Annotated in this window: 9 protein-coding genes; 3 read left to right on the forward strand and 6 right to left on the reverse strand. The window is 67.2% G+C overall.

Annotated features, from left to right (window positions below; genetic code table 11):
* Nucleotides 1-37: 37 nt before the first annotated feature.
* Nucleotides 38-2,407 (forward strand): Tex family protein, encoded by a 2,370-nt coding sequence (locus OOZ48_RS09430; protein ID WP_269497538.1) that lies wholly within the window; start codon nucleotides 38-40, stop codon nucleotides 2,405-2,407.
* A gap of 93 nt (nucleotides 2,408-2,500) precedes the next feature.
* Nucleotides 2,501-2,668, forward strand: a complete 168-nt coding sequence (locus OOZ48_RS09435) for a hypothetical protein (RefSeq protein WP_269497539.1) — start codon at nucleotides 2,501-2,503, stop codon at nucleotides 2,666-2,668.
* 51 nt (nucleotides 2,669-2,719) lie between these two features.
* Here the strand turns inward: OOZ48_RS09435 and OOZ48_RS09440 are convergent, their stop codons facing one another.
* From OOZ48_RS09440 to OOZ48_RS09465, 6 genes are all read right to left on the reverse strand, one after another.
* Complete coding sequence (locus OOZ48_RS09440) at nucleotides 2,720-3,910, reverse strand: acyl-CoA dehydrogenase (RefSeq protein ID WP_269497540.1); 1,191 nt, start codon at nucleotides 3,908-3,910, stop codon at nucleotides 2,720-2,722.
* Between the two features lie 29 nt (nucleotides 3,911-3,939).
* Nucleotides 3,940-5,277, reverse strand: coding sequence for a tryptophan--tRNA ligase (locus OOZ48_RS09445; RefSeq protein ID WP_269497541.1), 1,338 nt, complete (start codon nucleotides 5,275-5,277; stop codon nucleotides 3,940-3,942).
* A gap of 60 nt (nucleotides 5,278-5,337) precedes the next feature.
* The gene (gene zapE / locus OOZ48_RS09450) at nucleotides 5,338-6,429 is read right to left on the reverse strand and encodes a cell division protein ZapE (protein ID WP_269497542.1); all 1,092 of its coding nucleotides are present in this window, start codon (nucleotides 6,427-6,429) and stop codon (nucleotides 5,338-5,340) included.
* 10 nt (nucleotides 6,430-6,439) lie between these two features.
* Complete coding sequence (lpdA, locus tag OOZ48_RS09455; protein ID WP_269497543.1) at nucleotides 6,440-7,867, reverse strand: dihydrolipoyl dehydrogenase; 1,428 nt, start codon at nucleotides 7,865-7,867, stop codon at nucleotides 6,440-6,442.
* Between the two features lie 127 nt (nucleotides 7,868-7,994).
* The gene (gene odhB / locus OOZ48_RS09460; RefSeq protein WP_269497545.1) at nucleotides 7,995-9,203 is read right to left on the reverse strand and encodes a 2-oxoglutarate dehydrogenase complex dihydrolipoyllysine-residue succinyltransferase; all 1,209 of its coding nucleotides are present in this window, start codon (nucleotides 9,201-9,203) and stop codon (nucleotides 7,995-7,997) included.
* Nucleotides 9,204-9,251: 48 nt separating this feature from the next.
* Entirely contained in the window at nucleotides 9,252-12,131 is a 2,880-nt protein-coding gene (locus OOZ48_RS09465) for a 2-oxoglutarate dehydrogenase E1 component (RefSeq protein ID WP_269497547.1), read from the reverse strand.
* 306 nt (nucleotides 12,132-12,437) lie between these two features.
* Between OOZ48_RS09465 and OOZ48_RS09470 the strand changes: the two genes are divergently transcribed.
* Complete coding sequence (locus OOZ48_RS09470) at nucleotides 12,438-14,732, forward strand: NADP-dependent malic enzyme (protein WP_442867564.1); 2,295 nt, start codon at nucleotides 12,438-12,440, stop codon at nucleotides 14,730-14,732.

Genomic DNA, 14,732 nt, shown 5'->3' on the forward strand with positions numbered 1-14,732 from the left:
AATCTGCCCCTTGTTGCCCGCATTTTATGATGGACCCATGAACACGATCAGCCCTGCCCCCGCCTCCGCCCGGACCGTCGACCACGCCCGCATCCTCAAGCAGCTCGCCGACGAGTTGGGCACGCGCGGCGGACAGGTGGCGGCCGCGGTCGAACTCCTGGATTCCGGCGCCACCGTTCCCTTCATCGCCCGCTACCGCAAGGAGGCCACCGGCGGCCTGGACGACACGGTGCTGCGCACGCTCGAACTGCGGCTGCTGTACCTGCGCGAGCTGGAGACCCGCCGGGTTGCGATCCTGGACTCGATCGAGCAGCAGGGCCAGCTCGACGACACCCTCAGCGCGCGGATCCTCGAGGCCGACAGCAAGCAGCGCCTCGAGGACCTGTACGCGCCCTTCAAGCCCAAGCGCCGCACACGCGCCCAGATCGCCCGCGAGGCGGGCCTGGAGCCGCTGGCCGATGCCCTGCTCGCGGGGCCGGCGGCCGACCCCGCCGCCCTGGCTGCCGGCCACCTGAATCCGGAAGCCGGCTTCGAGGACGCCAAATCGGCGCTCAACGGCGCGCGCGACATCCTGGCCGAGCGCTTTGCGGAAGACGCCGGCCTGCTGGATACACTGCGCGAGCATCTATGGAACACCGGGCTGCTGCATGCCCGGGTGGTGTCCGGCAAGGAAGCCGAGGGCGAGAAATTCCGCGACTGGTTCGATTTCAGCGAGGCTCTGCGCGCCATGCCCTCGCACCGTGCTCTGGCGCTGCTGCGCGGCCGCCAGCAAGGCATCCTGGACCTGCGCCTGGAACTCGAACCCGACCTCGAGGCCCGCAATCCGCACCCCTGCGTCCTGCGCGTGGCCGAGGTCCTGGGCATCGATGCGCGCTTCGACGCCCATGCCGATGCGCGCCAGCACTGGCTGGCCGAAGTCTGCCGCTGGACGTGGCGGGTCAAGCTGCTCACCGCCTTCGAGACCGAACTGGTCGGACGCCTGCGCGAAGCCGCCGAGGCCGAGGCGATCCGCGTGTTCGCCGCCAACCTGAAGGACCTGCTGCTGGCCGCGCCGGCCGGCCCGAAGGCCGTTCTCGGCCTGGATCCGGGCATCCGCACCGGGGTCAAGGCCGCCGCCATCGACGCCACCGGCAAGGTCCTAGAAACGCATACGATCTATCCCTTCGAGCCTCGGCGGGACGTGGACGGCAGCCTGCGCACGCTCGCCGATCTGATCCGCCGCCACGGCATCGCGCTGGTCGCCATCGGCAACGGCACGGCCTCGCGTGAAACCGAACGGTTGGCCGGCCTGCTGCGCGAACGCCATCCGGAACTGCGCTTCGACCGCGTGGTGGTCTCCGAGGCCGGCGCCTCGGTCTATTCCGCCTCCGAACTCGGCGCGCAGGAGTTCCCCGACATGGACGTCAGCCTGCGCGGCGCCGTCTCGATCGCCAGGCGCCTGCAGGACCCCCTTGCCGAACTCGTCAAGATCGAACCCAAGGCCATCGGCGTGGGGCAATACCAGCACGACGTGAGCCAGCGCGATCTGGCGCGGTCTCTGGATGCCGTGGTCGAGGACTGCGTCAATGCGGTGGGCGTGGACGTCAATACCGCCTCGGCGCCCCTGCTGACGCGCGTGTCCGGGCTGAATGCCGGGCTGGCGCGCAACATCGTGGGCTGGCGCGAGCAGCACGGCGCCTTCCCCAACCGCGAGGCCCTGCGCGCGGTGCCGCGCTTCGGCGACAAGGCCTTCGAACAGGCGGCCGGCTTTCTGCGCGTGCCGACCTCCGACAACCCGCTGGATGCATCTGCCGTGCACCCCGAGGCCTATCCGGTCGTCGAACGGATCCTGTCCAGGATCGGCAAGCCGGCGGCCGAGGTCATGGGCCAAGCCCAGGCCCTCGAGGGCCTGTCGCCCGCCGACTTCACCAGCGAGCGTTTCGGCTTGCCGACCGTGCGCGACATTTTTGCCGAACTCGAGAAACCCGGGCGCGACCCGCGTCCCGAGTTCAAGACCGCGCAATTCATGGAAGGCGTCAATGACATCAAGGACCTGGTCCCCGGGATGATGCTCGAGGGCGTGGTCAGCAACGTCGCCAATTTCGGGGCCTTCGTCGACATCGGCGTGCACCAGGACGGCCTGGTGCACGTGTCGGCCCTGTCGGACCGCTACGTCAAGGACCCGCGCGATGTGGTGCGCGTCGGCCAGACGGTGCGTGTGCGGGTCCTGGAGGTCGACGTCGCCCGCAAGCGGATCGCGCTGAGCATGCGCAAGGACGAGCCCGCGGCGGCGCGCGGCCCGCGGGCCGAGGCACCGGCGCCGGGAGGACGGCCCGGCCCTCGCGGCGGCCGCGCCGAACGGCCGGCGGCGGCTGCGCCGCAAGGCGCCATGGCCGCGGCGTTTGCGCGCCTGCAAGGCAAGCGCTGAACCGAACGCACGGTTATTGTCCTGGCGCAAGGTGGCCCCGCCGCGCACCGCCTATGATGGATGCATTCCTGACTGTTTGCCGAGGCTTACGGAATGTTCCTGCACAACAACACGATTCTGACGGTTTTCGTGCTGGGCGTCATTGCCACCTTCATCGGTTTCGGCATCCGCGACCGCAATCCTGGCATCATCCTGCTGGGAATCGGCTTTCTGGGCATCCTGGCCGCCGTCATCGCCAAGGCGATCCAGGTCTTCGGCTAGCGCCCCGCTGCCGGAATCGGCACACCACGGCGCCGGCGATGCGGCGCGCCGTCAGTTGGCGAAGGCCGCAATGCCGGTGATCGCGCGTCCGAGGATCAGGGCATGCACATCGTGCGTGCCCTCGTAGGTGTTGACGACCTCCAGGTTGACCAGATGGCGGGCGACGCAGAATTCGTCCGAGATGCCGTTGCCGCCCAGCATGTCGCGCGCCGCGCGGGCGATGTCCAGGGCCTTGCCGCAGGAATTGCGCTTGATGATCGAGGTGGCCTCGACGCAGGCCATGCCTTCGCCCTTGAGGCGGCCGACGCGCAGCACGGCTTGCAGGCCCAGGGTGATCTCGGTCAGCATGTCGGCCAGCTTTTTCTGAACCAGCTGGTTGGCGGCCAGGGGACGGCCGAACTGCTTGCGGTCCAGCACATATTGGCGTGCGGTCTCGTAGCAGGCCTCGGCGGCGCCCAGGGCGCCCCAGGCAATGCCATAGCGTGCCGAGTTCAGGCAGGTGAAGGGCCCCTTGAGTCCACGCACCTCGGGAAAAGCGTTGTCCTCGGGCACGAAGACCTCATCCAGGACGATCTCGCCGGTGATCGAGGCGCGCAGGCCGACCTTGCCGTGGATGGCGGGCGCCGACAGGCCCTTCCAGCCCTTTTCGAGGATGAAGCCGCGGATGTCGCCGGCCTCGTCCTTGGCCCAGACCACGAACACGTCGGCGATCGGGCTGTTGGTGATCCAGGTCTTGGCACCCGTCACGCTGTAGCCACCGGGCACCTTCCTGGCCCGTGCGGCCATGGAGCCCGGGTCCGAGCCGTGGTCCGGCTCGGTCAGGCCAAAGCAGCCGATCCACTCGCCCGAGGCCAGCTTGGGCAGGTATTTTTCCTTTTGCGCGGCGGTGCCGAACGTCTCGATGGGCACCATGACCAGGGAGCTCTGCACGCTCATCATGGAGCGGTAGCCGGAATCGACGCGCTCGACCTCGCGGGCGATGAGTCCATAGCAGACATCATTCATGCCGGCACCGCCGTACTCCTCGGCAGTCGTGGCGCCCAGCAAACCCAGTTCACCCATCTCGCGAAAGATCGCCGGCTCGGCGCGTTCGCTGCGAAAGGCCTGCTGGACACGGGGCGCCAGGCGATCCTGGGCATAGGCGCGAGCGGCATCGCGCACCATGCGCTCGGTGTCGCTCAGTTGCTGGTCCAGCAGCAGCGGGTCCAGCCATTGGAATGGAGAGGAGCGTGAGGGGGACATGAGGATCTCCTAAACGTCGGACGCCGGCCCTAGATCGCCGCCAGGGCCGCCTGCACGGCGTCCAGGCGTTCGGCCGGCACGTGTGCCCAGCATAGGCCATCGGCCTCCAGCCGGACCATGCCATGGCCGTCGGCCGCCAGCGCCGACAGGTCGCGGCCGGCAAAGCCGCGGCCCAAAGCGTTCAGCGCCTTGGGATCGTCGAAGGGCTCGGACAGCAGCAGTTCGGCGCCGTCGACGCCAAAGAGGCGTTGGCGAAAACGCCCGTCCTCGTCACGAAAGGACACGATGCGGGCACGACCGGCGCGCGCCGCGTCTGCGGCGGCGCGCGCGGCACCGTCGGCACGGGCCGGCGCACGCAGGCCCACCGCCTCGCGCAGGCGCGCCATGAAAGGTACGGCGATGCGCCGCGCCTTGGCGGCGCCGGCCTGCAGGATATCCTCGATCCGGCCGGGATGCGCCATGAGGTCCGCATATTGCGCGCGCATGGGTCCGATCTGCGCCTCGATGCGCTCGCACAGGGCCTGCTTGGCCTCGCCCCAGCCGAGGCCCTCCTCGAGGGCGGCCCGAAAAGCCGCGGATTCATCCGCCGAGGCGAACGCCCGGTACAGGGTCAGCAGGTGCGAGCCCTCGGCATCCTTGGGTTCGCCCGGCTGGCGTGAATCGGTGACGATGCGCGAGACAGCGGCCCGCAAGGCCTTGGGCCCGCCCTCGAACAACGGAATCGTATTGTTGTAGCTCTTGGACATCTTGCGTCCGTCCAGGCCCGGCAGCGTGGCCACCTCGTCGTCGATCTGCACCTCGGGCAGCGCGAACAATGCTTCGCCACCGCCATACAGGTGATTGAAGCGCTGGGCGATGTCGCGCGTCATCTCGAGATGCTGGATCTGGTCGCGCCCGACCGGCACCCGATGCGCGTTGAACATCAGAATGTCGGCGGCCATCAGCACGGGGTAGGAAAACAGGCCCATGGTCACGCCGTCGTCCGGATCGACGGCGTTCGCCGTATTGGCATCGACCGAGGCCTTGTAGGCGTGGGCACGGTTCATCAGCCCCTTGGCCGTGACGCAGGCCAGCATCCAGCAAAGTTCGGGGATCTCGGGAACGTCGGACTGCCGATAGAAGGTGACGTGGTCCGGGTCCAGGCCGGCGGCCAGCCAGGTCGCGGCGATCTCGAGGCGCGAGCGGGCGATGCGGGCCGGATCGTCGCACTTGATCAGCGCATGGTAGTCGGCCAGGAAAAAGAAGGCGTCCACGCCGGGCTGGGTGCTGGACTGGATGGCGGGACGGATCGCCCCCGCGTAGTTGCCCAGATGGGGCGTGCCGGAGGTCGTGATGCCGGTGAGGACGCGCGTCGTGGTGGTGGTCATGCGATGGGAGCCTGTTGACTGAAGGCGCAGGAACGCCCGGGTGTTTAGGGCCTGTTCACACTAGAGCGCCACCGCCACCCGGCGCTGCTCGTCCAGGTACTCGCGCGATTGCATTTCCAGCAGGCGCGACACGGTGCGGTGGAACTCGTTGGACATGGGACCCTGAGTATATAACTCGTCGGGGGGGCATTGCGCGGACATGATGAGCTTGACCTTGTGGTCGTAGAGCACGTCCACGAGCCAGGTGAACCGGCGCGCCTCGGAGGCCTGGCGCGGCGTCATGCGCGGGACGTCCGAGAGGATCACGGTCTGGAACCGGTCGACGAGCTCCAGATAGTCGTTCTGCGAGCGCGGGCCGCCGCACAGGGTCGCGAAATCGAACCAGACCACCGTCCCCGCCAGTGCCAGCGCCTGGACCTGGCGGTTCTCGATGGTCAGCACCGGTTTCTGCGCCGCCGTGTCCGCCAAGCGATCGAAGGCCGCCTGCAGCTCGTCGTGCGTGGCGGCGGTGATCGGCGTGAGGTAGGTGCGCAGGGCCGCCAATGTACGGCGGCGGTAGTCCGTGCCGGCATCGACGTTCATCACGTCCATCCGGGCCTGGATCAGCTCGATCGCGGGCAGGATGCGGTCGCGGTGCAGCCCGTCGGGATACAGGGTCGAGGGCTCGTAGTTGGAGGTCATGACGAAGGACGTGCCGTACTCGAACAATCTGGACAGCAGGCGATAGAGGATCATGGCGTCGGCCACGTCCGACACGTGGAATTCGTCGAAGCAGATCAGGCGGTAGCGCCGGGCCACCTTGCGCGCCACGTGGTCCAGGGGGTCGGCCTCGCCGCTGACCTCGCGCAGTTCGCGATGCACGCCGCGCATGAATTCGTGGAAGTGCAGACGCGTCTTGCGCTTGACGGGGACCGTCAGGTAGAACGCATCCATCAGGAAGCTCTTGCCGCGCCCCACCCCGCCCCACATGTACACGCCGCGCGGCACCGCCGGATGCAGGAAGAGTTTTTTCAAGGGGCTGGAGCGCTGCCGCTTGAACTCGATCCAGTCGTCGTAATAACGCTGCAGCCGCTCGACGGCGGCCTGCTGGGCGGCGTCAGCGAGGAAGCCCCGCTCGCGCAGGGCTTCCTCGTAGTATTCCCGGACGTTCATGCCGGGCGGATCACAGGTTCAGCGTACGCTTGTCGACCGCGAGGGCGGCCTCCTTGACGGCTTCCGAGAGCGTCGGATGCGCGTGGCAGATGCGGGCGATGTCCTCGGCCGCGCCGCGGAATTCCATGATGGTCACCGCCTCGGCGATCAGTTCCGACGCCATGGGCCCGACGATATGCACGCCCAGGACTTCGTCGGTCTTGGCGTCGGCCAGGATCTTGACGAAACCGGTGGTGTCGCCCAGCGCCCGCGCCCGCCCGTTGGCCATGAAGGGGAAGCTGCCTGCCTTGTACTCGCGGCCGTCGGCCTTGAGCGCCTGCTCGGTCTTGCCCACCCAGGCGACCTCGGGCGAGGTGTAGATCACCCAGGGGATCGTGTCGAAATTGACGTGGCCGTGCTGGCCGGCGATGCGTTCGGCGACCGCCACGCCTTCCTCTTCGGCCTTGTGCGCCAGCATCGGCCCGCGCACCACGTCGCCCACCGCCCAGACGTTGGTGAGGTTGCTGCGGCAGTCCTCGTCCACCACCACGAAGCCGCGCTCGTCGAGCTTCAGGCCGACGACGTCGGCGCCCAGGCCCGCCGTGTTGGGCACACGGCCGATGGAGACGATCAGGTGGCTGACCGAGAGCTTCTGTTCGGCGCCCGCCGCGTCGGTATAGGCGACGGTGACGCTCTTGGACGAGGTCTTGACCTCGCCGATGCGCACCCCGGTCTGGATGTTCAGGCCTTGCTTGTCGAAGGCCTTGCGTGCCTCCTTGGCGACGTCGCGGTCGACGGCGGCGAGGAAGTCGGGCATGGCTTCGAGGATGGTGACCTCGGCGCCCAGGCGGCGCCACACGCTGCCCATCTCGAGGCCGATCACGCCCGCGCCGATGATGCCGAGCTTTTTCGGCACGGCGGGAATGCGCAGCGCGCCGTCATTGGACAGCACCTGCGTCTCGTCGAACGGCACGCCCGGCAGCTCGCGGGCGCTGGAACCGGTCGCCACGATCACGTGGCGGCCCTCGAGCTCGTCCTCGGCGGCGCCGGAGACCTTCACCAGCCAGCCGAAATCGGTCTTGGCGGCCAGGGCGCCGGTGCCGTGGAAGAACGACACTTTGTTCTTTTTGAACAAGTACAGGATGCCGTCGTTATTCTGCTTGACGACGGTGTCCTTGCGGCCGATCAGCGTGTCTAGATCGAGGCTCACGCCCTTGACCTGGATGCCGTGGTCGCCCAGGAGATGGTTGACTTGGTGGAAGTGCTCGGAAGACTGCAGCAGCGCCTTGGACGGGATGCAACCGACATTGGTGCAGGTGCCGCCGGGCGCGGGCTTGCCCGCCGCATTGGACCAGGCGTCCACGCAGGCCACCGACAGGCCGAGCTGGGCGGCCCGGATCGCGGCGATATAGCCGCCGGGGCCCGCGCCGATCACGATCACATCGAATTGTTTTGCCATGACAGTACTCATAAAGGGTGTTCGGGCGGCGCCCGGCCGAAGCCGGGGCGCACCGGAAGGGCGCACCCCCGGCATCCCCGGCGAACCACCGGCCGGGACCGCCGGGCGCGCGATGCGGAACGCGGACTCAGATGCCGAGCAGCAGGCGCTGCGGATCCTCGAGGGCTTCCTTCATGGCCACGAGGGCCAGGACGGCCTCGCGGCCATCGATGATGCGGTGGTCGTAGGACAGGGCGAGATAGTTCATGGGACGGATGACGACCTGGCCGTTTTCCGCCACCGGGCGGTCCTTGGTGGCATGGATGCCGAGGATGGCCGATTGCGGCGGATTGATGATGGGAGTCGACAGCATGGAACCGAACACGCCGCCGTTCGAGATCGAGAAGGTCCCGCCGGTGAGTTCCTCGAGGCCGAGCTTGCCGTCCTGGGCGCGGCGGCCGAAATCGGCGATCTGCTTTTCGATCTCGGCGATCGAGAGCTGGTCGGCATTGCGCAGGATGGGCACCACCAGGCCGCGCGGGCTGCCGACCGCGATGCCGATGTCGAAGTAGCCGTGATAGATGATGTCCTTGCCGTCGACCGAGGCGTTCACGACCGGATAGCGCTTGAGGGCGGCGACCGCGGCCTTGACGAAGAAGGACGTGAAGCCGAGCTTGACGCCGTGCTCTTTTTCGAACTGGTCCTTGTACTGCTTGCGCAGGTCCATGATGGCCTGCATGTTGACCTCGTTGAACGTGGTCAGGATGGCGTTCTCGGACTGCGACTGCAGCAGGCGCTCGGCCACGCGGGCGCGCAGGCGGCTCATGGGGACGCGCTGCTCGGGGCGTCCGTCCAGGCCCACCGACGCCGGCGCCGGCGCGGCGGCCCCGCTGGATGCACCCGCGGGTGCGGCGGTGGCGTTCAGGGCATCGCCCTTGGTCACGCGGCCGCCTCGGCCGGAGCCCTCGACGGTCGCCGGGTCGATGCCTTTCTCGGACAGGATCTTGCCCGCGGCCGGCGAGGCCGCGGCGGATTTGGCGGCGGGCTTCGATTCCGCCGCGGGGGCGGTGGGGGCTTCGGGTGCGGCGGCGGGCGCTGCCGGCGCGGCCGCCTTGGCGGCGGTGTCGATGCGCGCCAGCACCTCGCCGGACGTGACGGTGCTGCCGTCGCCCTTGACGATCTCGGTCAGGACGCCGGCGGACGGCGCGGGCACCTCGAGCACCACCTTGTCGGTTTCGACCTCGATGAGGATCTCGTCGGCCTCGACGGCTTCGCCCGGTTGTTTCTTCCAGTTCAGCAGCGTCGCCTCGGAGATCGACTCGGAGAGCTGGGGCACGAGGACTTCGGTAATGGCCATAATGTGTGTTCCGTTCTATCTATTGATGTTGGCGTATCGGTGATCGTACTACTTGATCAGCGAAAAGCTTTTCAGCTTGGCCGAGAAGGCCTGCTCGATCAAGTTGCGCTGCTGTTCCTGGTGCTTGGCCAGATAGCCCACGGCCGGCGAGGCCGAGGCCGCGCGGCCGGCGTAGCCGAGCTTTTGCCCGTCGGTCATGTTCTCGTAGAGGTGGTGCTGGACGTAGAACCAGGGCCCCTGGTTCTGGGGCTCGTCCTGCACCCACACGATCTCGGTGGCATTGCCGTACTTTTGCATCTCGGCCTGGAAGGACTTGTGCGCGAACGGATAGAGCTGCTCGATACGCAGGATGGCGACGTCCTTGCGATCCTGGTCGGCACGCGCATGAACCAGGTCGTAATAGACCCTGCCCGAACACACCAGCACGCGCTTGACCTCGGCCGGCACGATATCGGCGTTGGTCTCGCCGATCACGGGCTTGAAGCCGCCCTGGGCCAGGTCCTCGAGAGGTGACGTGGCATCCTTGTGGCGCAGCAGGGACTTGGGCGTCAAGATCACCAGCGGCTTGCGGAAGGGCCGGATCATCTGGCGGCGCAGTACGTGATAGATCTGGGCGCCGTTGGTCGGCTGCACCACCTGCATGTTGTTGTCGGCGCACAGCTGCAGGAAGCGCTCGACGCGGGCGGAGGAGTGCTCGGGGCCCTGCCCCTCGTAGCCGTGCGGCAGCATCAGCGTCAGGCCGCATTGGCGGCCCCACTTGGCCTCGCCCGAGCTGATGAACTGGTCGATCACGACCTGCGCGCCGTTGGCGAAGTCGCCGAACTGCGCCTCCCAGATGGTCAGCACGTTGGGTTCCGCCGTCGCATAGCCGTACTCGAAGCCCAGGACCGCCGCCTCGGAGAGCACCGAGTCGATGACCGTGAAGGTCGCCTGGCCGTCGGAGACGTTCTGCAGGGGTACATACGTGCCGTCGTCCCAGCGCTCGCGCTTTTGGTCGTGCAGCACCGCATGGCGGTGGGTAAAGGTGCCCCGCCCCGAGTCCTGCCCGGTAATGCGGATGGCATAGCCGTTAGCCACCAGGGTCGCGAAGGCCAGGTGCTCGCCCATACCCCAGTCCACGGGATGCTCGCCACGCGCCATGGCCAGGCGGTCGCCCAGGAGCTTTTTGACCAGCGGGTGCACGGTGAAGCCATCCGGCACCTGGGTGAGCCTTTCACCGATACGTGTCAGTTCCGCCAACGGAATGCCCGTGTCGGCATGGTCGGTCCATTTGGCCCCCAGGAACGGCGACCAGTCGGTGGCGTATTTGTTCTTGTAGTCGGTCAGCACGGGCTCGACCGTGCGCTGGCCGTCCTCCATGAGCTGCCGGTAGTCCTTGACCATCTGGTCGGGTTCGCCCTCGGCGAGGACGCCTTGCGCCACCAGCCGGTCGGCGTAGAGCTTGCGCGTGCCGGGGTGCTTGCCGATGCTCTTGTACATCAGGGGCTGGGTCAGCGAGGGGGTGTCCTGCTCGTTGTGGCCGAGCTTGCGGAAGCACACGATGTCGACCACGACGTCGTGCTGGAATTGCTGGCGGTAGTCCAGGGCGAGCTGCGTCACGAACACCACCGCCTCGGGATCGTCGCCGTTGACGTGGAACACCGGCGCCTCGATCATTTTGACCACATCGGTGCAATACAGCGTCGAGCGCGTATCCCGCGGGTCCGAGGTGGTGAAGCCGATCTGGTTGTTGATGACGATGTGCAGGGTGCCGCCGGTGCCATAGCCGCGCGTCTGGGCCAGGTTGAGGGTCTCCATCACCACGCCCTGGCCGGCAAAGGCCGCGTCGCCGTGCACCAGCACGGGCAGGACCTGCAGGCCCTGGTCGTCGCCGCGGCGGTCCTGGCGGGCGCGCACGCTGCCTTCGACGACCGGATTGACGATCTCGAGGTGCGAGGGATTGAAGGCCAGCGACAAGTGGACCGGGCCGCCCCGGGTGGACAGGTCGCTGGAAAAGCCGTTGTGGTACTTGACGTCGCCGTCGCTCAGGGCCTGGCTGTGCTTGCCTTCGAATTCGGCGAACAGGTCGCCGGGCATCTTGCCCATGATGTTGACCAGCATGTTCAGGCGGCCGCGGTGGGCCATGCCGACCACGATTTCCTGGACGCCGTTGTCGCCCGCGTGGTTGACCACCTCGTCCATGGACGCGATGAAGCTTTCCCCGCCCTCGAGGGAGAAGCGCTTCTGGCCGACGTACTTGGTGTGCAGGAAGCGCTCGAGACCCTCGGCCTCGGTCACCTGCCGCAGGATGTTGCGCTTTTGCTCGACGGCGAATTCGGGCACGCCCAGCGTGGACTCGAGGCGTTCCTGGATCCAGCGCTTGACCGTGGGATCCGAGATATGCATGAACTCGGCGCCGATGTTGCGGCAATAAGTGTCGCGCAAGGCCTTGAGGATGTCCCGCAGGGTCATCGTGTCGGCCTTGGTGAAATAGGTGTTGGTCGCTGAATAGACCTGGTCCAGGTCAGCCTCGGTCAGGCCGTAGAACGTCGGGTCCAGTTCTGGGATGTCGGGGCGATCGCGGCGCTTGAGCGGATCGAGTTCGGCCAGGCGCGAGCCCAGCGAGCGATACGCGGCGATGATGGACTGGACGTAGACCTGCTTGCCGGCGATCGCCAGGGCCTGGTCGGACGCCTGGGCCGGCCGGGCGGTGAAGGTGTTCTCGCGGGCGCGCTGGGCGAACGAGGCGATGATCGGCGCATGGGCCTGGTCGCGCGTCGCCTCGCGGCCGTCGGCGGCGGGCTGGAGCTGGAGTTGATCGAAGTAGCTGCGCCACTGATCCGGAATGGAGCCCGGATTGTCCAGATAGGATTCGTAGAGTTCTTCTACGTAGGGGGCATTGGCGCCGAAAAGATAGGAATTGGACTGGAGTTCTTGTTCCGTGGACATTGTATGCTTCACCTTACGAGTGCTTCACTCGGACGATGCAGGATTGAAAAACCTTCCGCGACACGGCCAGACCGGATAGCGGATAGCGGGGGCAGAAGGCAATAGTACGACGCCTTGCATAAGCCGTATTAGGATTCAAGTATACCCGCGAACCCCAAGGGGTATACACTGATCGGCCCGAAATGCCCGCTTAGTGCCCGTTTCGGCCGCATCGGCGTTGGCATTAACAAACACTTCACGGGACGGACCTTCCGGGAGGCCGCCCCGCACGTCCCAAACAAAGGAAAAGCAGGAGCTCCCTACAACATGGACCTGAACGACGATCGCGCAAAACTGGCACTGGACTACCACGCCCACCCTCAGCCGGGCAAGATTTCCGTGGTGCCGACCAAGCCCCTGGGCAACCAGGACGACCTTTCGCTGGCGTATTCACCGGGCGTGGCCGTCGCCTGCATGGCCATCCACGCCCAGGGCGAGGCCGCCGCGGCCCAGTACACCTCGCGCGCCAACCTCGTCGGCGTGGTGACCAACGGCACCGCCGTGCTGGGCCTGGGCAACATCGGCCCCCTGGCGGCCAAGCCCGTCATGGAGGGCAAGGGCTGCCTGTTCAAGAAATTCGCCGGCATCGACGTCTTCGACATCGAGCTCGCTGAGCACGACCCCGACAAGCTCGTGGACATCATCGCCGCCCTGGAACCCACCCTGGGCGGGGTCAATCTCGAGGACATCAAGGCGCCCGAATGCTTCTACATCGAAAAAAAGCTGCGCGAGCGCATGAAGATCCCGGTCTTCCATGACGACCAGCACGGCACCGCCATCATCTCGTCGGCCGCCATCCTCAACGGCCTGAAGGTCGTGGGCAAGCAGATCGAGACGGTCAAGCTGGTGTGCTCGGGCGCCGGCGCGGCAGCCATCGCCTGCCTCGACCTGCTGGTCAAGCTCGGCGTGCGCCAGTCCAATATCTTCGTCGTCGATTCGCGCGGGGTGATCTGGAAGGGGCGCGACCCGGACATGGAGCCCAACAAGGCGCGCTACGCCCAGGACACCGATGCGCGCACCCTGGCCGACGTCTGCCGCGATGCCGACGTCTTCCTCGGCTGCTCGGCCCCCGGGGTGCTGACCGCCGACATGCTGCGCACCATGGCCGAGCGCCCGCTGATCCTCGCCCTGGCCAATCCCGACCCCGAGATCCGGCCCGAGGACGCCAAGGCGGCGCGCCCCGACTGCGTCATCGCCACCGGGCGCTCGGACTACCCGAACCAGGTCAACAACGTGCTGTGCTTCCCGTTCATCTTCCGCGGGGCGATGGACTGCGGCGCCACCGTCATCAACGAGGAGATGAAGCTCGCCTGCGTCAAGGCGATCGCCGAACTGGCCGAGGCCGAGTCCAGCGCCGAGGTCGCCACCGCCTACGCCGACCAGGACTTGTCCTTCGGGCCGGAATACATCATCCCCAAACCCTTCGATCCGCGCCTGATCGCCAAGATCGCGCCGGCCGTGGCCGAGGCGGCGGCGGCCTCGGGAGTGGCCGCCAGGCCCATCGAGGACATGGATGCCTACCGCCAGTCCCTGATGAGCTTCGTCTATCACTCGGGCCAGCTGATGCGGCCCCTGTTCCGCCAGGCCAAGGCCTCGCCCAAGCGCGTCATCTATGCCGACGGCGAGGACGAGCGCGTCCTGCAGGCCGCACAGACGGTGCTGAACGAGGGGATCGCCCAGCCCATCCTGGTGGGCCGCCCCTCGGTCATCCAGATGCGGGTCCAGAAATTCGGCCTGCGCCTGGTGCCGGGTCAAAACGTCGAGATCGTCGACCCCGAGGACGATGCCCGCTTCAATGAAACCTGGAGCGCCTACTACAAGCTGCGCGGCCGCGAGGGCGTGACGCCCGACATCGCCAAGGCCATGGTGCGCAAGCACAATTCCCTGATCGGCGTGATGCTGCTGCAGCGCGGCGATGCCGATGCGATGATCTGCGGGGTGGCCAGCCGCTTCGACAACCAGCTGCGCTACGTGCAGGAGGTCATCGGCCTGAAGGACGGCGCGCAGACCTATGCCGCCATGAACGTGCTGATGCTGCCCACCCAGACGCTGTTCATCTGCGACACCCACGTCAACGAGGACCCGACGGCCGAACAGGTCGCCGACATGACGATACAGGCCGCCGCCGAGGTGCGCCGTTTCGGGATCGTGCCCAAGATCGCCCTGCTCTCGCACTCGAACTTCGGCAGCCGGCCCACCGCCTCGTCGATGAAGATGGCCGAGGCCCGCCGCATCATCCAGGCGCGCGCGCCCGACCTGGAGGTCGACGGCGAGATGCACGCGGACTCGGCCCTGTCCGAAAAGATCCGCAACAAGGCCTTCCCGGACACGACGCTGGCCGGTGCGGCCAATCTGCTGATCACGCCCAACCTCGACACGGGCAACATCACCTACAACATGCTCAAGATGACCGGCAGCAACGGCGTGGCGATGGGTCCGGTCCTGTTGGGCGCCGCCCGTCCGGTGCACATCCTGACCACCAGCTCGACGGTGCGCCGGATCGTCAACATGACGGCCCTGGCGGTGGTGGACGCCCAGCAGGAGGTGGGGGAGGCGGTGTAA

Source organism: Castellaniella sp. S9, assembly GCF_027257175.1.
Lineage (GTDB): Bacteria > Pseudomonadota > Gammaproteobacteria > Burkholderiales > Burkholderiaceae_B > Castellaniella.

Bases quoted from the DNA above. Each gene is read 5' to 3' on its own strand.
- OOZ48_RS09430 (WP_269497538.1), top strand. From the start codon at position 38: ATGAACACGATCAGCCCTGCCCCCGCCTCCGCCCGGACCGTCGACCAC.
- OOZ48_RS09435 (WP_269497539.1), top strand. From the start codon at position 2,501: ATGTTCCTGCACAACAACACGATTCTGACGGTTTTCGTGCTGGGCGTC.
- OOZ48_RS09440 (WP_269497540.1), bottom strand. From the start codon at position 3,910: ATGTCCCCCTCACGCTCCTCTCCATTCCAATGGCTGGACCCGCTGCTG.
- OOZ48_RS09445 (WP_269497541.1), bottom strand. From the start codon at position 5,277: ATGACCACCACCACGACGCGCGTCCTCACCGGCATCACGACCTCCGGC.
- zapE (WP_269497542.1), bottom strand. From the start codon at position 6,429: ATGAACGTCCGGGAATACTACGAGGAAGCCCTGCGCGAGCGGGGCTTC.
- lpdA (WP_269497543.1), bottom strand. From the start codon at position 7,867: ATGGCAAAACAATTCGATGTGATCGTGATCGGCGCGGGCCCCGGCGGC.
- odhB (WP_269497545.1), bottom strand. From the start codon at position 9,203: ATGGCCATTACCGAAGTCCTCGTGCCCCAGCTCTCCGAGTCGATCTCC.
- OOZ48_RS09465 (WP_269497547.1), bottom strand. From the start codon at position 12,131: ATGTCCACGGAACAAGAACTCCAGTCCAATTCCTATCTTTTCGGCGCC.
- OOZ48_RS09470 (WP_442867564.1), top strand. From the start codon at position 12,438: ATGGACCTGAACGACGATCGCGCAAAACTGGCACTGGACTACCACGCC.